Here is a 19,829-nt window from a genome sequence, read left to right as displayed (position 1 = left end):
GGCCCGCCCCCACCAGCCTCAGTTAAGGGCAACTGCCATAAAGGCATAAAAATCGAATCGCACCGGGACCCGCCAGCGGCCCTTTTCAAGCCTTGATGATCCTGGTCTGTACACACGGTTGCGCTTGTGCCCCGCGACATCCGGCGTCAGAATTCACGGCCATGACAACACCTGATATCGATCACGACTTTCTGGCCAGCGCACGTCGCACGCTTTTACTCGAGCAGAACGCTTTGAGAGATTTGTGCGAGCGCCTTGATGCGCCCTTTACCCACGCCTGTCAGCACATGCTGGCATGTCACGGGCGAGTGGTGGTCACAGGCGTTGGTAAATCGGGCCATGTGGGACGCAAGACGGCGGCCACGCTTGCCAGCACCGGCACGCCCTCGTTTTTCGTGCATGCCGGTGAAGCCAGCCACGGCGACCTGGGCATGCTGGTGCGCGACGATCTTGTTCTGGCACTGTCCAATTCGGGAGAAACGGCCGAACTGACTGCCCTGCTGCCCCTGTTCAAGCGTCTGGGCACCACCATGATTGCCATGACCGGCAACGCGTCCTCGAGTCTTGCCAGACACGCCGATGTCCATCTTGATGTCAGTGTGGCTCAGGAAGCCTGCCCGCTGAATCTGGCCCCCACTTCCTCGACCACGGCGGCGCTGGCGCTCGGTGACGCCCTGGCGATCGCCTTGCTGGAAGCGCGGCGGTTTAGCCCCGAGGATTTTGCCCTGTCCCATCCTGGCGGCACACTGGGCAAGCGCTTGCTGCTGCGAGTAGAGGATCTGATGCACACCGGTGATGAGCTTCCGGTCATTCGACAGGATGCGCGTCTCAGCGAGGCACTGGTCGAAATGACGCGCAAGGGGCACGGCTTTACGTGTATTACCGATGATGCCGGCCGCCTCGTGGGCATCTATACCGATGGGGATCTACGCCGCACAATCGATCGCCATGGCGATGTCCGACAGCTGATCATTCAGGACATCATGACGCCGGGGGGCCGTACCATCGGGGCGCAGACGCTTGCAGCTGAAGCCGTCAGGGTCATGGAGGATCATCGTATTACGGCACTGGTCGTCGTCGATGATCTACAGCGACCCACCGGACTTCTCAAGATGCATGACCTGCTTAGAAGCGGCATCGTCTAGTATCGCCCTGATGCCTACTCGCCCACAAGACGACATGGCCACCGCGGCCCGATCGAACCCGGGCCGCTGGTCGCCATGCCGGAGAACTGACACAAAACGCCATGACACGATCTGATGACACAGTCTCTGCACTGACAGTCTCTGCACTGGGCGAACGCGCCCGCCCCATCCGTCTTTTGGCGCTGGACGTTGACGGCGTTTTAACGGATGGCCGGCTTCGATACGCCTCACGGCCCGAGCATGATGGTGACAAGGTGTTTCATGTTCGTGACGGGCTCGGCCTGAAGCTGCTGATGCAGGCAGGCATCGATGTTGCCCTGATCACGGGCAGGGTCTCGCCGGCCGTTGACCGACGCGCGCAGGAACTGGGCATTGCCCACGTCATCCAGGGGCGTGATGACAAGCGCGTCGTACTCGGGGCACTGATGGCAGAACTGGGTCTCGAGCCCGCAGAGGTGTGCTACTGCGGCGACGATCTGCCTGACCTCGGCGCCATTTTACATGCGGGCCTGGGCGTGACGGTGGCAGATGCACCGGACTATATTCGTGAGCGTGCCGATCTGGTGACCCGGACGCCCGGTGGGCACGGCGCGGTACGGGAACTCTGTGAATGGCTCCTTAACGCGAAAGGCCTCTGGCAGGATATCATTGGTGCTCATGAGCGGCCCTGAGGCTGCACCGCTTACCCGACAGGACGTGCATATGGCTTTTCGAGACAGACTTCCTTCCGGACGAACACGGGCACGTCTTGGCATTTTGATACTGGTACTGGCCCTGGGGGGCGTGCTGACACTGATCGATCAGCGCAATACCCTGATGGCCCCGGGCCCTGCTCCGGACAGCGCTGAGGGCGCCCCCGATTATTATCTCGAAGGCGTGACCTATACCCGCTTTGATGAACAGGGGCAAAGGGCCCAGACCATGGAAAGCCCGCGGGTGTCTCACACGCCTGAAGATGATGTGACCCGCGCCGTCACCCCGCATTTCACACTGCTGGGCGATGACGGCAACCGATGGACCGCCGATGGTGAGCGCGCCACGCTCGGACCCGATGCCAACACGTTCGAGCTGGCCGGCAAGGCCGTACTGCGTCAACCGGCGGATGGGTGGCAACTTGAAACGGATGTGCTGCATTATGACCTACCGTCAAAGCACGCATGGAGCGACAGCGACGCTGTGTTCACTCAAAACGAGCAGCGTACCCGCGGTGACCGCTTTAACGGCTGGGTCAATGAAGATCGCATGACGCTTGAGGGCGATGTGCAGGGATTTCATCCGCCCATTCGCCAGTAATCGCTGCCTTTTCACCCATGGCCGCTTTTTTCACACATGAATGACGACAAGGATCTCCCATGACGCGCCCTCTGCTGCTGTGTACCTCTGCCCTGCTGCTGGCAATGCTCGGCCAGCAGGCCATGGCTCTGGAAAGCGATCGCCAGAAACCCATCAATATCGGCGCCGATGAACTCAACATCGATAACCGTGCCGGGACGGCCGTGTATACCGGCACGGTCGAAGTCGATCAGGGCACCATGAAGCTGCGCTCCAGTCGGGTCGAGCTCAAGCGCGCCCAGAGCGGCGCCCTCTCGAGCTTGACCGCGAAGGGCGGCAGCGGTGGGCGCGCCTACATTGAGCAGCAGCCGGCGCCCAGCGACCCGCTGGCCAAGGGCTGGGGCAACACCATCATCTATCACGCTGGAGAGCGGCGCGTTGAGCTGATCGGCAACGCCGAGCTGCATCAAAACGGAGACACCTTTAACGGCGGCTACGTGGAGTATTTCCTAGACTCCCGTCAGGTCAACGCCCGTGGCGGCCAGAGCGCTCAGGACAAGAGCACTTCCGGCAACTCCGACGGCCGTGTGCGCATGCAGCTTACTCCCGAAGATCAACAGGGCAGCAGCAACCAATGAAAACCCTTCACGCAGCCCATCTGGCCAAAAGCTTCAAGGGGCGCCGTGTCGTTCAGGACATCAGCCTGTCGATCAGACAGGGAGAGATCGTCGGGCTGCTCGGCCCCAACGGGGCCGGCAAGACCACCTCGTTTTACATGATCGTCGGGCTGATTCAGGCCGATGCCGGACACGTGGCCATCGATGATCTCGACCTGAGCCGTCGTCCGATGCACCAGCGCGCCCATGCCGGCATCAGCTATCTGCCTCAGGAAGCGTCCATCTTTCGCAAGCTCTCCGTGGCCGACAACATCATGGCCATCCTTGAAACCCGCAGGGACCTGGACCGTCATCAGCGTCGCGAACGGCTGAACCAGCTGCTTGAAGAGTTCAGCATCAGCCATATTCGGGACAACATGGGCATGAGTCTTTCGGGTGGTGAACGACGCCGCGTCGAAATCGCCCGGGCGCTGGCCATCGAACCGGCCTTTATTCTGCTCGATGAACCCTTTGCCGGCGTCGATCCCATTTCGGTCGGCGAGATCAAGGGCATTATCCGCCAGCTGCGTACCCGTGGTATCGGTGTATTGATTACCGACCACAACGTGCGTGAAACGCTGGATATCTGTGATAACGCCTATATCGTCGGCAGCGGCCTGATCATTGCCGAAGGAGATGCCAACGCTGTCCTGAACAATCAGCATGTGCGCGACGTCTACTTGGGTCACGAATTTCGCCTTTAATCCCGATGGGTTGTTGGCAAATGGCATGATAATTGCTGCTTGTAGCACCTTCAGCACTTGCAAGGTCGTTGCGGACTGGATAGCGTGACATCAAACGTTGGCGACCGGGCCTTGCGAACATGATGAAACCCGCCTTACAGCTGCGCACTGGCACGCATCTCACCATGACGCCTCAACTGCAGCAGGCCATCCACCTGCTGCAGCTGTCCACGCTTGATTTACAGCAGGAACTCCAGATGGCACTGGAGAGCAACCCGCTGCTGGACACCGAGGAAGAGCACACCATTGAGCAGCCGGAAACGCCGCTGTCTCAGGACGAATGGTCCAGCGATATCCCCGAGGAATTGCCGCTGGATGCCCGCTGGGAGGATCTCTATACCAACGGCAGCAGCACTGCTGGCCTCGGTAGCGATGACAGCTTCAACATCGAGCACAACGCCTTGGCCGTCGATCTGGCGTCACATCTTCGTGCACAGATTCTGCTGATGGATATGGACCCGCGCGAGCACCTGATCACCGATACCCTGCTGGATGCTCTCGAACCCAGTGGCTATCTGGGCGCGGGACTTGAGGACCTTGGCAAGGGCCTTCGACAGCAGGGCCTGGGTGATCTGCGTCAGGCCGAGCTGGAACGCATGTTGTCGCGACTTCAGCAGTGTGAACCGATCGGAGTCTTTGCGCGCGACCTGCGCGAATGCCTGCTGCTGCAGCTTGACCAGCTGCCGGAGGATGTCCCCTGGCTTGCCCAGACACGCCGCATGATCCGTCAGTTTCTCGAACCGCTGGGGCAAAACGACCGGCGTCTTCTCAAGCGACGTCTGAGCCTTGATGATGAAGCGCTTGATCAGGTGATCCACACCATTCGCTCGCTTAACCCGCGCCCGGGCCAGGCGTTTGAATCGGTAGATCAGCACCTTGTCATTCCCGATCTGGTACTGCGCTACCACGGGCGACAGGGTTGGCAGGTCGAGCTCAATCAGGAGTCCCTGCCAAGGCTTCGCATCCAGCCCGACTATGCGGCACTGGTGCGCCGTGCCGATAAAAGCGAGGAAAACACCTTTCTCAAGCAGCATCTTCAGGAAGCACGCTGGCTGCTCAAGAGCCTGTCGAGTCGCAATGATACCCTCTTGCGGGTAGGGCAGGAGATCATGACGCGTCAGGCAGGCTTCATCGAGCACGGGGACGAGGCGCTCAAACCCATGATTCTGGCCGACATTGCCCAGGCCGTGGACATGCATGAATCCACCATTTCCCGGGTCACCACGCGCAAGTATATCCATACGCCTCGCGGCATCGTGGAGCTCAAGTATTTCTTCTCAAGCCACGTCGGCCAGGAAGGTGACGCCCATGCCAGCACGGCCATTCGCGCCCGAATCCGCAAATTCATCGGCGATGAAGCGCCGCGACGCCCGCTCTCCGATGCCCGGCTGGTGCAGCTTCTGGCCGACAACGGCATCATGGTGGCCAGGCGCACCGTGGCAAAGTATCGTGAGGCCATGGGCATTCCCTCTTCCAGCGAGCGTAAACGTCTGGCATGAGCCATTGTGATACCAGGCCGCCGGAAAGCATTCGTGAAACATAACAACATGATTCAGGGTTTGCGCTGACGGGAAAAGCGTTACAATCTGATAGTAGCCGGAGAGGCTTGCAGGTCCGGCAGTCCATACGGACTACCGGTTATCCGTTTCGATCCAGGGAGCATGCCATGCAGGTAAACATTACCGGGCACCACGTCGAACTGACCGATGCACTGCGCGAGCACGTCAACCAAAAGCTTGCCAAGCTGGAACGTCACTATGACAACATCACCAATGTTCAGGTGACGCTGTCCGTCGAAAAGGAGCGCCAGCAGGCCGCGGCCACGCTACATGCCGCAGGTGCCGAACTTCATGCTCAGGCCGAGCAGGAAGACCTTTATGTTGCCATCGATGCCTTGACCGAGAAGCTTGATCGACAGCTGCTCAAGCACAAGGAGAAAATACAGGCCCGCTCCCAGGGCAACGGCAAATACCTGTAACCCATGACACTTGACCAGATACTCCCCTCCGACCGAATCCTGTTTGATGTGGAAGGAGGCAGCAAGAAGCGCGTGCTGGAGTTTTTCAGCGGGTTCATCTCACAAAACATTCCCAGTCTCGACAGCCAGGAAGTCTTTTCCCGTCTGATCAGCAGGGAGCGTCTGGGGAGTACCGGTGTGGGGAATGGCGTGGCCATTCCCCATGCCCGCAATTCGCACTGCCGCCAGCCACTGGCGGGATTCATGCGTCTTCAACAGGCCGTGGATTTCGATGCCATTGATGGCGAACCCGTCGATCTGCTTTTTGTGCTGCTGGTGCCTGAAGCTGCTGAAGACACGCATCTTTCCCTGCTGGCGCAGATCGCTGAAGTCATGAACGCCGCCGAAACCCGGCATGCCCTGCGCAACGCCCATGATGAGCAGGAACTTCATGACATCCTGATGCAGGCCATCAGCCAACTTTCCACGCGAGTATAAGCAGCATGGCCATGGAACTTGTTATCGTCAGTGGACGCTCCGGTTCCGGTAAATCCATTGCGCTGCAGGCACTGGAAGATCAGGGCTTTTATGCCATCGACAATCTTCCGGCAATGCTTTTGTCTGCCTTGATCGACGAGCTCGAAGCCGGCAGCCCGCATCGTAACCGCGTTGCGGTCAGCATTGATGCCCGTAACCTGCCCAGTGAGCTGGAGCGTTTTCCGGAACATCTGGAAGCGCTGTCCACCCGCGGCATTCATTGCCGGGTGGTCTATCTCACCGCGGATTCCCGCGTTTTGCTGGAACGCTACGCCGGTACCAGGCGGCGCCATCCGCTGACGCGTGAAACCCAGATGACGCTGGCCGAGGCCATTGAAGCCGAACATGTGTTTCTCTCGCCCATCCGTAATACCGCTGACTTGGTCATTGACACCTCCAGTCAGTCGGTACATGACCTGCGCCGCCGCATCGCCGAGCAGGTTGCCCGTCATGCCGTCAACGAACTGACGCTGACCTTTGAGTCCTTTGGTTTCAAGCGCGGCGTGCCGCTGGACGCCGATATGGTATTCGATGTCCGCTGTCTGCCCAATCCCTACTGGGACCCGCGCTATCGTACCCAGACCGGACAGGACAGTGACGTGATCGCCTTTCTGGAAGCCCATGATGAAGTCAAGGCGATGTTTGATGACATCTGTCAGTGGCTGGAGCGCTGGATGCCGTCCTATTTGGCCAGCCACCGCAGCTATCTGACCGTGGCCATTGGCTGTACCGGCGGCCAGCATCGATCGGTCTATCTGACCGAGCAGCTTGGTGAGCATTTTGCCGGTCAGTTCCCGGCGGTACGCATTCGCCACCGCGAACTGACCATTCAGCGCGCTGTCAGTGAGGCGGGTGATGCTTCAGCGTGAACTGACCCTGACCAATCGTCGCGGCCTGCACGCCCGGGCCGCGACACGTCTTGTACAGTGCTGTCAGCCCTTTGCCTCAAGCGTCACGATTTATCACGGTGACCGTAGCGCGGACGCGGCCAATATCATGTCCCTGTTGATGCTGGCCGCCCCCTGTACCAGCGTGGTGCAGGTGCAGGTAGAAGGCGAGGATGCCGAAGAGGCGCTGAACGCCATCGTGGCGCTTTTCGAGGCGCGCTTTGACGAAGATCAGTAGATCCGTCAGGCACTCACAAACATTGTTCGACACTTTGCTAGAATACGGCTCTTGAATGGGCTGACACAGGGATGTCGCGACAATGAGCAATGACCATAAAGGACGTCAGCCTCGTCTGGAGCGACTTGAAAACGCTCTGGCGCAGCGGGAAATGGATCAGGTACGCCGCCTGCTCCGCCGCGGCCTGCCCCCTGCCGACATTGCCCAGCTGCTGGAATCCACGCCGCCACGCGAGCGCGACATTCTCTGGGAGCAGGTCGACAGTCACGCCAAGGGCGAAATTCTTCAATATCTCAATGATGACATTCAGACCGAGTTTCTGACCCGGATGGATGCGTCACAGCTGTTGATGGCCACTCAGCAGCTCGACAACGACGACGCCGCTGACCTGCTTCAGCGCCTGCCCCACACCACGCTTGAAGACATCCTGTCGATGATGACGCCCTCCCGTCGGGCGCGCATCGAGGCGGTACTGTCCTATCCCGAGGATACGGCCGGCGGACTGATGGACACCAACACCATCACGATTCGCCCGGACGTCACCCTGGATGTGGTTTTGCGCTATCTACGTCGACACCGGCGCCTGCCTGAATCCACCGATAACCTGCTGGTCGTGACGCGGCACAATGAGTTGATAGGCGTTTTGCCCATCAATCGGATTCTGGTCAGTGCCCCCGGTATCAGCGTGCGTGAAATCATGGATACCGACGTGGTCACCCTTACCGCACTGATGCATGAAGATGAGGTGGCCAGCATCTTTGAGCGCAGGGATTTGATCTCGGCGCCGGTGATCAGCGCCGACAACCGGCTGCTGGGCCGCATTACCATTGATGACGTGGTCGATGTCATTCGTGAAAACTCGGCACGCACCATGATGAGCATGGCCGGTCTCGAGGATGAAGAGGATACCTTCGCCCCCGTGCTGCGGACCAGTCGCCGGCGCGCCGTCTGGCTGGGCATCAATCTGATCGCCGCCACCATCGTCTCGATTGCCATCGGCTTTTTCGAAGATACCATTCAGCAGATTGCTGCCCTGGCCGTCCTGATGCCCATCGTTTCCAGCATGGGCGGGATTGCCGGTTCGCAGACCCTGACTGTCTTGATTCGCGGTCTGGCGCTGGGGCACGTCTCGGGTGCCAATGTCCGCTGGCTGGTCGTGCGCGAGCTGATGTCCGGCTCGCTTAACGGGGTGCTCTGGGCCGTGGTGGTGGCCGTCATGGCCGTGGCCCGTTTCCATGACATGACGCTGGGCATCATCATCGCCATGGCGATGGTCATCAACCTGCTGGTGGCCGCGCTGGCCGGCACCCTGATTCCGGTCATTCTGAAAAGGCTGTCGATCGATCCGGCCCTATCCGGCGGTGTGCTGCTCACCACCATTACCGATGTCGTGGGCTTTGTGGCCTTTCTGGGCCTGGCCACGGCCATGTACTGACAAAACGACAGGGCCTTCAGGGCATCATGATGCCCCGAAGACGCACAAGCTGTTTGCCTATCCTGCAACCATCATGTCATCGATCAGCCAGCTGCCGGTATGCACGCTGCTGCGCCGGTCGATGTCATCGCCCAGCCCCACGAGATTGCCGTACATGTCGCGCAGGTTGCCGGCAATGGTGAACTCTTCCACGGGTGCCACGATCTTGCCCTTTTCAATGAGGAAACCGGCCGCGCCGCGGGAGTAGTCTCCGGTGACCGTATTGACGCCCTGTCCCATCAACTCGGTCACCATGACACCCCGCTCGACGCTGCCCAGAAGCGCTTTTTCAGGCGTAAGCGGGGCCTGCAGACGCACGTTGCGCGCCCCACCAGCGTTGCCGGTGGTGACCAGCCCCAGCCTCCGGGCGCTATAGCTCGAGAGCATCCAGCTGGCCAGCCGCCCGTCCACAATGAAGTCATTGTCACGCGTATAGACCCCTTCATCGTCATAGGCACTGCTGGCCATGGCGCCATACTCGCGCGGGCGCTCTCCAAGGCTCAGCCACTCGGGAAACAGGGACGCTCCCATCGTGTCGCACAAAAAGGAGGATTCGCGAAAAATGGCCCCGCCGGCAATGGCGTTGAGCAGATGTCCGATCAGCGAGCGCGCCATGCTCGGCGTAAACATTACCGGCATTCTGCCGGTATCCATCGGCCGGGCACCCAGCCGCGCCATGGCCTGCTCGGCCGCTACGCGCCCGACGGACTCGGGCGCCCTGAGACGCGCGGCATCGCTGCTGACGGTATAGTCGTGATCACGCTGCATCCCTGCACCATCGCGAGCAATCATCATGCACGACAGCGAATGATGGCTGGCACGCGTCACCCCCATAAAGCCGTGGCTGTTGGCGTAAACACTCACCCCTTCACTGGTCGTGAGCGAGGCGCCATCGCTGCTGTCGATGCCCTCAACGGCAAGGCCGCCCTGCTCACAGCGTCTGGCAAGCTCGATGCCGTCATCGGGCTCCAGCGCCCAGGGGTGATGAACGCCCATATCAGGCATGTCCTGCGCCAGAAGTTCCGGGTCGGCCAGCCCGGCGGCCGGGTCCTCTGCCGTATAGCGGGCAATATCGATCGCACGCTTGATGGCGTCCGTCAGCGAGGTCTGTGAGGCGTCACTGCTGGAGACGCTGGCCCGGCGCCGGCCAAGATACAGCGTAACGCCGATGCCCTGATCACGTGCCATCTCCAGCGTCTCAACGCTGCCCTTTCGTACGTTGATTTCCATGCCCTGCTGGACACTGGCACCGATTTCACAGGCATCGGCGCCTGCGTTACGGGCGTACGCCAGCGCCTGCGTTACGGCCGCTTCCAGTGTCGCCTGCTGATCATCAATATCGAGTGTGCTCGCCATGGCGCTCTCCTGTCTGCCCTGGAGGGGGAACGAGCCTGATATACTCGTCCACCTTATTCATTTGTCCTTCGCTCGCCGGAGCCCTTGCATGTCGCCACGAAAAAATTCACGCGCCCCCTCGATTGAGGAGACGTCGTCTGACACCGATAGCCAGCATGATGCGTTTCATCATGACAATGGCCGTCCCAACAAGACCCGCCTGAAGCAGGAAGCGCAGGAGCTCAAGGAACTGGGCGAACAGATCATTGCCATGTCCGAGACAGAGCGTGCCCGCCTGCCGCTGTCCGATGATCTGCTGGCCGCCATTGATGAGACCCGTCGCATTACCTCACGTGAAGCGCGACGCCGCCACATGCAGTATGTCGGCAAGATCATGCGTCATGAGTATCTCGACGAGATTCGTGCCGAATTCGACACCATGTCTCGCGAAAAGCGTCAGCGAGAGCTCGGCTTTCACCACCTTGAGCAGTGGCGCGACCGCCTGATCGAAGGCGACAACGACACCATCACGGCCTTTGTCAGCGAATACCCGGATGTGGATCGCCAGACGCTGGGACAGCTGGTACGCAACGCCCGGGCAGAACGCGCAGCCGAGAAGCCACCGGCCAGTGCCCGCAAGCTCTTCCGCCTGATTCGCGATACTGCCGGGCTCTAGGGCCCGGCCCGGTCGGCGGCTTTAACCGGCAGTGCCGCCGATCGTCATGGCATCAAGTTTCAGAGTGGGCTGTCCAACGCCTACCGGCACGGATTGCCCTTCCTTGCCGCACACCCCGACGCCGGTATCCAGCGCCAGATCATTGCCGATCATCGAGATACGCCCCATGGATTCCGGGCCGTTACCGATCAGCGTGGCGCCACGTACCGGGGTGGTAATCCTGCCCTTTTCGATCAGATAGGCCTCACTTGCCGAGAAAACAAAACGGCCCGAGGTAATATCGACCTGCCCGCCGCCAAAGCTTGCGGCGTAGATGCCGTGATCCACCGAGGCAATGATCTCCTCGGGGTCATGCGCGCCGGGGAGCATATAGGTATTGGTCATGCGGGGCATGGGTAGATGCGCGTAGGACTCACGCCGTCCGTTGCCGGTCGGCGCCATGCCCATCAGTCGCGCATTGAGCCGGTCCTGCATGTAACCGGTCAGGATACCGTCTTCAATCAGCGGCGTGTACTGGCCGGGCGTGCCTTCATCGTCCACGCTCAGCGACCCACGACCGTCTTCACAGGTGGCATCATCCACCACGGTCACGCCGCGGGCAGCCACCTGTTCTCCAATACGGCCGCTGAAGGCCGAGCTGCCGCGTCGATTGAAATCGCCCTCAAGGCCATGCCCTACCGCTTCATGCAGCAGCACACCCGGCCAGCCGTTGCCCAGTACCACCGGCAGCTGCCCGGCCGGCGCATCGATGGCTTCCAGATTGACCAGCGCCTGACGAACGGCTTCTTTGGCATACTGCTCGGCGACGTCATCACGCACGAACCGTGTCAACGAAAAACGACCACCGCCACCGGCACTGCCCCGTTCACGCCGCCCATCACGAGCAGCAATGACCGACACGTTAAAGCGTACCAGCGGGCGCAGATCCACCGCCTGAGTCCCGTCACTGTTTTGCACCATGACGGCATCATAGGAGGCGCTCAATGAGACGCTGACCCGGGCGACGGCCGGGTCCGCTGCGCGTGCAATCCGGTCGGCGTGCTTGAGCATGGCCACCTTGTCGTCGGCGCCCAGCGAATCGAGCGGGTTATCACTGCCATAGCGCGGAGCCACTGATACCGGTGCACTGACGGCAACCGGCGGCGTGCGCTGGCCGGCACGCACGATCAGTGACGCGGTCCGCGCCGTACTGGCGATGGCCTCACGACTCAGCTGATTGGAGTAGGCAAAACCGGTCTGCTCATGGTGCTGCGCCCGAATGCCCAGCCCGCTGTCGATGCTGTAGGCAGCATCCTTGACCTCACCATCTTCCAGCGCCCAGGACTCGCGCCAGCTGCGCTGCAAAAAAATATCGGCAAAATCGATGCCAGGCCCCATGGCCTTTTCAAGGCCTTCATGAAGGGCGGTATCATCGAGCCCGTGTGCTTCAAGCAGTAGAGCACGAGCATCGTTCGATCGAATGTCCGAAAGGGAGTGCGTTGTCATCAGCGCGTATGCTCCAGCTTGACCTGTGGCGTCTCCCAGGGACCCGCCACGTGATAATGAACCTGCGACACCCGGTCGAACCAGGGCTCGAACAGCTTGTGTAATAGATAAAGCACACCGCCCACCTGAGGGGCGCCCACCAGTACGGCGGCCAGCGGCAGATTCTGGGTCACCGGCACGGTCACGCCCAGGTGGGCATCCAGCGTACGTGCCGGTATATCGACCTGTCCAGCCACTGAAAAATGGGTGGCAGAGCCGTCAAAGAGTACGGGCTCAACCGTACGGACCACGCCATCATGCAGCGTTGTACGAGCATTGACCGACTTGAAGGCAACCCCTGAGCGAGTCACATCCGAGAAATTGAGCTGAAGTCGTCGCACCAGGTTATCCAGATTCAGCAGTGACACCAGATTGGCCCAGCGCGACTGTACGAAGGTCAATCGCCCGCTGCCCAGATCGGCATTGACGCTGCCATTGGCTTTTTCAATATCGAACTGCCAGGGCGCGCCCGGCCAGGCCAGCTGCGTATCGAGCCTGCCGCTATCGGTCTGTAGTACGTTTTCAACCCCAAGCGATGCCATGGTTTTGCCCAGATCGCCGGCCGTGGCTTCAAGGCGCAGGCGACTAAGGCTTGGAAGGCTGCCGGCCCGCTCCCATACCAGCTTTCCGTTGGCATCCAGATCACTCATGCGAACCTGCAGGGGCGATATATCGATGCGCTTGTCATCGGAGTGCCAGCGACCCGACAGCCCTCCCAGCGTCCGTCCGTCGAGTCGTACCTGATCAATATCGAATTCGCCATCGCCGAGACTTGCCAGTCCTTCCGGATAGGCCGTCAGCGATTTGTCTGCAGCCTTGCCGCCGGCCGTCTCGCTGCTACGCCTGACCTCTGTCATCAGCGGCGTCAGATCCAGCCAGTCGATATGCACAATGACCGGCAGATCCGGATTGTCGCGCCAGTCGGCCGTACCGTTCAAAAAGGAGCTGTCCACGCTGGCATGCCAGTCGTTACCGCGAACCTGTCCCAGCCCGCGGGCGCTACCCAGGCAGGTGACCCCAAACAGGACGCAGTCGGTATCCACCGAGATGCGCTCAATGGGCGAGATTTTCTGCGACGGCGCATCCGGACGCCGACGGCGGCTATTATCATCGGCCGTGTCAGACAGCTGCGAAATCGCCAGCTGCCAGGCCACCAGATCCAGCCGATCCGCATGCCAGTTGACCTGCCAGTGCTCCTGGTCGGGCCAGCCGGTATTCTCGGGCGGCATCTGTTCCAGCCAGACCTGCCCCTGATGGCTGTTATGACGCCAGCGAGCGCGCACCAGATCACCGGCGCGCAGCTCACCGGCGCCACTGCCGACATCAACGTCCAGCGTCAGCGGCAGGGTCGTCTCGGGTGATTTCTGAAACGGCTGAGGCAACTGCAGTGAGAGCCCCTTCAATGGAGTCTGAACGTGGATCTGCGCACCGCCGTCGCCCAGTGCGATCTGCGCCGTATAGTCGATCGGGCCATGAACAATGGGAATAATGTTTTCAAGACCCAGCCAGCCGGCAACCCCTTCTGCGTAGCCATGACCGGAAATATCGATGCCGCCGTCCATCAGGTGTAACCGTGCCCGAACCGGCCCTTCAAAGACCCGCGCATCCAGTGTCCCGGTGATGCTGCTTTGCTGACGCCGGTAACCGTAATGGGCCTTGCCCTTCACATCGGTGACGGTCAGATCCGACTCCTTCGAGTACAGCGTGCCGCTGTCCAGCAGCGCATCGCCATCAATCCTGACCGCCTCCGGGTCAGTGGTAGGCAGGGACACATTGACCGAACCGATCAGACTTCCGCTCGTGCGCCAGGTATTGAGCGTCTCGCTCAGGGATGGATCCTCCAGCGGCGCCTTTTGCAAAAGTGACAGCAGATTGCCGGCATCACCGGTCACCAGCGCCGAAAGCGTAAACTTCTGATCGTGAAGCGCCGCCTTTGCGCCGCGTGACACCATCCCCATCAGGTTGGCATGGGTAATGTCGGCATCGAAATTGTTGCCGGCCATCGTGAAACGACCATCGAGCCCCGTGACCGGCGGCCAGCCTTTTTGCCAGGTCATGCTGACATTGCGCGCCTTGATCGACAGTTTGACCTTGTCTTCATCGGGTGCCCGGGGCTGGTCATCATTGAACACCAGCCGAAGCGCCACATTGCCTTCGGGGATGTCGGCGCGATGAATGCGCTTGTTCAGCCAGACACGCACTTCGGGGTCGTCGATGGCGTTGACGGGCAGCCACTCACGGGGTTTTTCGGTCGAAACATCGTTGAAGGCGACGTTCATGTCAAAGCGCTCCGGCTTGCCCGGCGGCGCCGTCAAAGCAAAGTCACCCTGGGCTTGGGCACCGCGATGCTCCAGTTTGATGTCGCTGCCACCAAAGTGAATCTCGCCATCATCGCTGACTTTAAAGGAAAGCTGTCCGCTGACATTTTCAAGCGCCCAGGGCGTTAAAAAGACCCTTGGCAGGTTCAACACGGTATGCGCCGCGCCAAACTGCATCCGAACGTCCAGCCCTTGCGCCGTTAGCCAGCCATCAACCGGACCGAACCCGGGAATCTGCTGCACCGGCTGACCCGAAACGTCTCGAAGCGCTGCGCGTGTTTCAATGGGACCACCTGCAGTGCGGCGAATGGAAGCCCCTTCCACGCGTCCCTTGAGCGCCATCCCGGAAAGCATCCGGCGACTTTCGCTATCCGGCAGCGGCACGAGATCCGATATGGTCGTCACATCGTCAAGCGCAAAAGGTGTGGTTATAACGCTGAAATCGGAAAAGTCTTCCGAGGCCTCGAGCATGGCTGCCTCGGGCAGCAGGGTCAGCGCCTGACCGTCACGCGAGAGTCCGAGCTGTTCGATGCTGCCGTGCCAGCGCTTGTTCGCACCCTGTGCGAGGCCGGCTTCCAGTGTCATGTCATCAAGGGTAAAGGGCGTCCCATGATGACTGCCAGAGAGCTCCGCCACCCCCAGCGACAGCCGGGCTGATGTCATGTTGCCCTTGTGCCAGCCCGCCCAGAGGGAGGCCTGCCCACGAGCGCTTTCTAAAGCGTAATTCGGCCAGAGCCCATGCCATAGATGAACCAGACGACGGGTCTGCTCGGCATCGGCCTTGAGCTGGAGTTCTCCGTTGAGAGACGAGAGGTCATCAAACCGGCCCGCCAGACCAAAGCCTTCGTTATCAGCGTCTTCCCAGCGTGCCGAGGCTGCCAGCGTATGCGAGCCGTTATTGGTGCCGGCAATGGCGAGCCGGTCAATCAAAAGCGAGGGGTGCCTGGCAGGGGCGCTGTCGATGGGCTGATCACCTGCAGGGCGCTCGAGCTCGAGGGTATGGAAATTGATTCGACCGCCTTCAAGGTCAGCCGACTGGCGCACCAGTGTCTCCACCCAGGTCGTCAGGCGCTCGGGCGTGATATCGACAGGGCCATCATCGTTATCCCTTGATGAAGGTCCCCATCCCCACTGGCCCGGCGCGGTCTCATAAAGATCGACCGTGGCGTCATCGGCATGAAGAGAGGACAGCGTCAGCGTCTGCCCGGCCAGTAGATCAAGCACATCAAGGTGCGCCTCGAGTGAACCCAGCGACACCAGTGAGCGCGTCCCCTGGTCACCGTTCAGGGCAAGATTGTTCAGCGCCACGACCAGATCGCGACCTTCAAGCTCGACGCGCATGTCCTGCCAGCGCACATGATACTGCGCAGGCAGGTCCAGCCATTCGAGCACCTGCTGCTGGAGGGCCGGCTGATTGAGCACGCCCAGTCGCAGCGAGGTGGTCACTACCGCCAGTAGCAGCATCATGATGGCCACCAGAGTCAGCAGCCAGCGCATCAGGATTCGCAGCGAAGACATGATCACATCAGTACGATGTCGTACTGCTCCTGACAATAGTGCTGTTCCACCTGAAAGCGGATGGTCTTGCCGATAAAGCTTTCCAGGTCCGCCACCGCCGTTGATTCCTCTTCATGCAGTCTGTCTACCACGCTCTGAGCGGCCATGACCAGATAGGTTTCCGGTGAATAGGCTCGCTCCTCGCGCATGATTTCGCGAAAGATCTCATAGCAGACCGTCTCCGGTGTCTTGAGGGTGCCGCGCCCCTTGCAGACGGGGCACGCCTCGCAGAGCACATGTTCCAGACTCTCCCGGGTGCGCTTGCGCGTCATCTGAACGAGCCCCAGTTCAGTCACCCCTGAAAGCCGGGTACGGGCATAATCGCGCTCGAGTGCTTTTTCCAGCACTCTCAGCACCTGCCGCTGATGGTCACTGTCGATCATATCGATGAAATCGATAATGATGATGCCACCCAGGTTGCGCAGCCGAAGCTGTCGGGCAATCGCCGTGGCCGCCTCCAGATTGGTCTTGAAAATGGTCTCTTCAAGATTACGATGCCCTACAAAGGCGCCGGTATTGACGTCAATGGTGGTCATGGCCTCGGTCTGATCAATGATCAGATACCCGCCGGACTTGAGATCAGCGCGCCGCTCCAGTGCCCTTTGCAGCTCATCCTCGACCGAAAAGAGATCGAAAATGGGCCGCTCGCCCGGGTAATATTCGATGTGTGATTCCAGCGCCGGCATCAGCTCCCGAGCGAAATCACACAGGCGATCATGGTTTTCCCGCGAGTCGATCCGGATCCGCTCGATACCCTCACGCATGACATCACGAAGCGTGCGGGTCGGGAGCGCCAGATCCTCATAGAGTACCGCCGGCGCCTTCGTTTCACGTCGCGCCACTTCAATCTTGCGCCACAGCCTGAGCAGAAACTGCATGTCGGCGGCCAGCGACTGTTCATCGACCCCTTCAGCCGCCGTGCGGATGATAAAACCGCCGACCAGCCCGTCTCGGGTACCGGCCTGAGCATTGACCATATCCCGAAGGCGCCCGCGCTCTGTCTCATCCTCGATGCGCTGGGAGACGCCGGTATGCGCGGCCCCTGGCATATACACCAGATAGCGCGAAGGGATGGAAAGCTGGGTGGTCAGCCGAGCCCCCTTGGTTCCCATGGGGTCCTTGATGACCTGAACCACCAGCGCCTGCCCTTCATGTACCAGGGTTCGGATCGGCGCAGCTTCCTGCCCGGAATGGCCGGCCGGCATCAGTTCATGGGCATGAATAAAGGCGGTGCGACTCTGGCCGATATCGACAAAGGCCGCCTGCATGCCCGGCAGGACACGCACAACCTTGCCCATGTAGATATTGCTGACGATGCCCCGGCACTGGTCGCGTTCGATCCAGGCCTCCTGCAGCACGCCATTTTCAACCACGGCCACACGGGTTTCCATGGGCGTCATGTTGATCAGGATTTCACCGTTCACAACGCCCCTCCTGTTCACCTTCCTGACTGGCAAGCCACGGCGTCACGCCCTGCCGGGAGAGCAGCTGCGCCGTTTCACACAGCGGCAGACCAACAATACCCGACCAGCTCCCCTCGATGCGCGAGACAAACATTGCCCCGGCGCCCTGTAGTGCGTAACCACCCGCCTTGTCGCGCCCTTCTCCACTGGCAACATAAGCGTTGATCTCGCTTTCTGCCATCAAGCGAAAATGAACATCGCTGATGACGCAGGCTTCCAGAAGCCCGGCCGGACCCGTCACGGCCACGGCACTGATGACCTGATGCGAGCGTCCGGCCAGGCAGCGAAACCATGCCCGGGCCTGATCATCACTTTCCGGCTTGCCCAGAATCTGTCCATCCAGCGACAGGGCCGTATCCCCGCCCAGTATGGGCAGCGACGTGGCAAGCACCTGCTGGCCGGCAAGTGCCTTTTCACGGGCCAGACGTACCACATATTCCAAGGCCGGCTCATCAGGACGTGGCGTTTCATCCAGATCTACCGGACAGGCACGCGCTGACACGCCGATGGTCGACAGCAGTTCAAGGCGCCGGGGAGACGCCGAGGCAAGGATCAGATCAGGCGATGGCATGCGTATGGAGTATCCGAAAAAGGAGGCTGCAAGGGCGTCCTGACTCACCGAACCGCAACAATTCCGGCAACAGCGAACGGAGAATCAAAAGGAAGCAAAGCGTCGGCGTACGACCTGCATCAGGGTAAACAGCCAGGGCCATAGTATGCCACCCAGAAGCGCTGCGTAGACAAACTCGAGATGCAGGGGCGAGCTCAGAAGAATGGCCCGCAGCCACTGTTCGAAAAGCTGCATCAGGGCCAGCACGATCGTGACCAGCATGGCCTGTCGCCAGAGGGCATAGATCCGCATGCGCTGATACAGCAGCAGCGTCAAAAAGGCGATGGTGGCATACAGCAGGGCATTTTCTCCCAGCGGCGTTCCCTGCAGCAGATCAATCAGCATGCCGATCAAAAAGCCGTGGAAAACGCCCACGCGATACGGCGTGATGATGCACCAGTAGATCAGCACCAGACCGACCCAGTTGGGTCGCCACAGCAGCCACTCTTCGGGCAGGGGCATGACCTGCAGAATCAGGGCGCACAGAAAGGACAGTGGAATGACTGCCGAATAGCCTCTCATTGGCGCGCCTCCTGACGACCGGGACGCACCACCTGAAGGGCCGCATCCACGGCCTCCTGACTCAACTGATGACTTTTGGGCTTGAGCCGGTCATGGGTAAACAGCAGTAGAAAGTTGCGGCTGCGGTCGAGCTGAGCAATGGGGAGCACTTCCACACTGGCAAAGGGCGTGCCTGCGTTGCGCACAATCTTACTGACGCGTGCCACCGGATAGCCCTCGGGAAAACGACCGGTCAGTCCCGAAGTCACCAGCAGGTCACCCTCGCGAATATCGGTGTTATTGGGCACGTTATCCAGCGTCAGGCGACCGGGCTGGCCGGCGCCACGAGCAATGAAGCGCAGGCCGTTACGATTGATCTGGACGGGCACCGAATGGCTGGCATCGGTAATCAGGAGCACACGGCTCGAGTAGCGTGACACCGAAATGACCTGACCGACCAGGCCTGCCGAATCCACCACGGGCTGACCGCTGTACACTCCGCTTTGCTGACCACGGTCAATGATCATCTGCTGCAGAAAGGGGTCATTGTCCAGCGTCAGAAGCCCGGCCGTAATCCAGGGAATCTCCTGGCGCGGCGTCGCCTTTAAAAGCTCACGTAGCCGAACGTTGTCTTCGGAAAGACTGGCCATGCGCTGGACGCGCTGTGACAGGGTCAAAAGCCGCTCGCGAAGGCGGCGATTTTCATTGACCAGCCGGGTCTGATCGCTCAATGCAAGCGAGGCCAGACTCAGGCCACGGGCAGGCAGACTGACGATCCATTGAACGGGCGCGACAACGGTTGAAATCTGGGCACGGACATCTTCCATCCAGCTCATGCGCTGATCGGCAAACATCAGAAAAGACGCCAGAATGACGCACAGGATCATTCGGTAGCCGGGAATGGGACCGTGCGAAAAAAGCGGTTTGATAGGCCTT

19 protein-coding genes are annotated in these 19,829 nt (G+C 60.4%); 12 read left to right on the top strand and 7 right to left on the bottom strand.

Features of this window, described 5'->3' with window-relative positions; all coding sequences use genetic code 11:
* The first annotated feature begins 161 nt into the window (after nt 1-161).
* The 11 genes from ACUN8C_RS06420 to mgtE all read left to right on the top strand — a co-directional run bounded on the left by ACUN8C_RS06420 (nt 162) and on the right by mgtE (nt 8,870).
* Nucleotides 162-1,145, top strand: a complete 984-nt coding sequence (locus tag ACUN8C_RS06420; RefSeq protein WP_445621423.1) for a KpsF/GutQ family sugar-phosphate isomerase — start codon at nt 162-164, stop codon at nt 1,143-1,145.
* Between the two features lie 101 nt (nt 1,146-1,246).
* Nucleotides 1,247-1,816 carry a KdsC family phosphatase gene (locus ACUN8C_RS06415; RefSeq protein ID WP_445621422.1) on the top strand — a complete coding sequence of 190 codons (570 nt, stop codon included), beginning with the start codon at nt 1,247-1,249 and terminating at the stop codon, nt 1,814-1,816.
* A gap of 31 nt (nt 1,817-1,847) precedes the next feature.
* The gene (gene lptC, locus ACUN8C_RS06410; RefSeq protein WP_445621421.1) at nt 1,848-2,438 is read left to right on the top strand and encodes an LPS export ABC transporter periplasmic protein LptC; all 591 of its coding nucleotides are present in this window, start codon (nt 1,848-1,850) and stop codon (nt 2,436-2,438) included.
* Nucleotides 2,439-2,497: 59 nt separating this feature from the next.
* Nucleotides 2,498-3,055 (top strand): lipopolysaccharide transport periplasmic protein LptA, encoded by a 558-nt coding sequence (gene lptA / locus ACUN8C_RS06405; RefSeq protein WP_445621420.1) that lies wholly within the window; start codon nt 2,498-2,500, stop codon nt 3,053-3,055.
* Complete coding sequence (lptB, locus tag ACUN8C_RS06400; RefSeq protein WP_445621419.1) at nt 3,052-3,777, top strand: LPS export ABC transporter ATP-binding protein; 726 nt, start codon at nt 3,052-3,054, stop codon at nt 3,775-3,777. Before lptA ends, lptB begins: the two co-directional genes overlap by 4 nt.
* A 119-nt stretch (nt 3,778-3,896) precedes the next feature.
* Nucleotides 3,897-5,315 carry an RNA polymerase factor sigma-54 gene (locus ACUN8C_RS06395; protein WP_445621418.1) on the top strand — a complete coding sequence of 473 codons (1,419 nt, stop codon included), beginning with the start codon at nt 3,897-3,899 and terminating at the stop codon, nt 5,313-5,315.
* 167 nt (nt 5,316-5,482) lie between these two features.
* Nucleotides 5,483-5,794, top strand: coding sequence for a ribosome hibernation-promoting factor, HPF/YfiA family (gene hpf / locus ACUN8C_RS06390; protein ID WP_090135316.1), 312 nt, complete (start codon nt 5,483-5,485; stop codon nt 5,792-5,794).
* Nucleotides 5,795-5,797: 3 nt separating this feature from the next.
* The gene (gene ptsN / locus ACUN8C_RS06385) at nt 5,798-6,271 is read left to right on the top strand and encodes a PTS IIA-like nitrogen regulatory protein PtsN (RefSeq protein WP_086623137.1); all 474 of its coding nucleotides are present in this window, start codon (nt 5,798-5,800) and stop codon (nt 6,269-6,271) included.
* A gap of 11 nt (nt 6,272-6,282) precedes the next feature.
* The gene (rapZ, locus tag ACUN8C_RS06380; protein ID WP_108843998.1) at nt 6,283-7,179 is read left to right on the top strand and encodes an RNase adapter RapZ; all 897 of its coding nucleotides are present in this window, start codon (nt 6,283-6,285) and stop codon (nt 7,177-7,179) included.
* The gene (locus ACUN8C_RS06375) at nt 7,166-7,435 is read left to right on the top strand and encodes an HPr family phosphocarrier protein (protein WP_108843858.1); all 270 of its coding nucleotides are present in this window, start codon (nt 7,166-7,168) and stop codon (nt 7,433-7,435) included. Before rapZ ends, ACUN8C_RS06375 begins: the two co-directional genes overlap by 14 nt.
* 82 nt (nt 7,436-7,517) lie before the next feature.
* Complete coding sequence (gene mgtE / locus ACUN8C_RS06370; RefSeq protein ID WP_445621417.1) at nt 7,518-8,870, top strand: magnesium transporter; 1,353 nt, start codon at nt 7,518-7,520, stop codon at nt 8,868-8,870.
* Nucleotides 8,871-8,927: 57 nt separating this feature from the next.
* Here mgtE and pmbA read toward each other — a convergent pair whose 3' ends face one another.
* Nucleotides 8,928-10,265: a metalloprotease PmbA gene (pmbA, locus tag ACUN8C_RS06365; protein ID WP_445621416.1), complete on the bottom strand. Its 1,338-nt coding sequence runs from the start codon at nt 10,263-10,265 to the stop codon at nt 8,928-8,930.
* An 88-nt stretch (nt 10,266-10,353) separates the two neighbouring features.
* Between pmbA and yjgA the strand changes: the two genes are divergently transcribed.
* A complete protein-coding gene (yjgA, locus tag ACUN8C_RS06360) occupies nt 10,354-10,920 on the top strand; it encodes a ribosome biogenesis factor YjgA (RefSeq protein WP_445621415.1) in 567 nt (188 codons plus the stop codon).
* A gap of 21 nt (nt 10,921-10,941) precedes the next feature.
* Here yjgA and tldD read toward each other — a convergent pair whose 3' ends face one another.
* The 6 genes from tldD to mreC all read right to left on the bottom strand — a co-directional run bounded on the left by tldD (nt 10,942) and on the right by mreC (nt 19,822).
* Entirely contained in the window at nt 10,942-12,405 is a 1,464-nt protein-coding gene (tldD, locus tag ACUN8C_RS06355; RefSeq protein WP_445621414.1) for a metalloprotease TldD, read from the bottom strand.
* Entirely contained in the window at nt 12,405-16,280 is a 3,876-nt protein-coding gene (locus ACUN8C_RS06350) for a YhdP family phospholipid transporter (protein ID WP_445621413.1), read from the bottom strand. The genes tldD and ACUN8C_RS06350 overlap by 1 nt, the downstream gene beginning before the upstream one ends.
* A 2-nt stretch (nt 16,281-16,282) precedes the next feature.
* Nucleotides 16,283-17,743, bottom strand: coding sequence for a ribonuclease G (gene rng / locus ACUN8C_RS06345; protein WP_445621412.1), 1,461 nt, complete (start codon nt 17,741-17,743; stop codon nt 16,283-16,285).
* On the bottom strand, nt 17,733-18,353 hold the full coding sequence (locus ACUN8C_RS06340; RefSeq protein WP_445621411.1) for a Maf family protein: 621 nt from the start codon (nt 18,351-18,353) through the stop codon (nt 17,733-17,735). Before ACUN8C_RS06340 ends, rng begins: the two co-directional genes overlap by 11 nt.
* 84 nt (nt 18,354-18,437) lie before the next feature.
* Nucleotides 18,438-18,914: a rod shape-determining protein MreD gene (gene mreD, locus ACUN8C_RS06335; protein ID WP_108843865.1), complete on the bottom strand. Its 477-nt coding sequence runs from the start codon at nt 18,912-18,914 to the stop codon at nt 18,438-18,440.
* A complete protein-coding gene (mreC, locus tag ACUN8C_RS06330) occupies nt 18,911-19,822 on the bottom strand; it encodes a rod shape-determining protein MreC (RefSeq protein ID WP_445621835.1) in 912 nt (303 codons plus the stop codon). The genes mreD and mreC overlap by 4 nt, the downstream gene beginning before the upstream one ends.
* Between the last annotated feature and the right edge of the window lie 7 nt (nt 19,823-19,829).

It is taken from the genome of Kushneria sp. Sum13 (assembly GCF_052692355.1).
The sequence above is the reverse complement of the archived record's forward strand: the minus strand, read 5'-3'. Positions and strand labels throughout refer to the sequence as shown.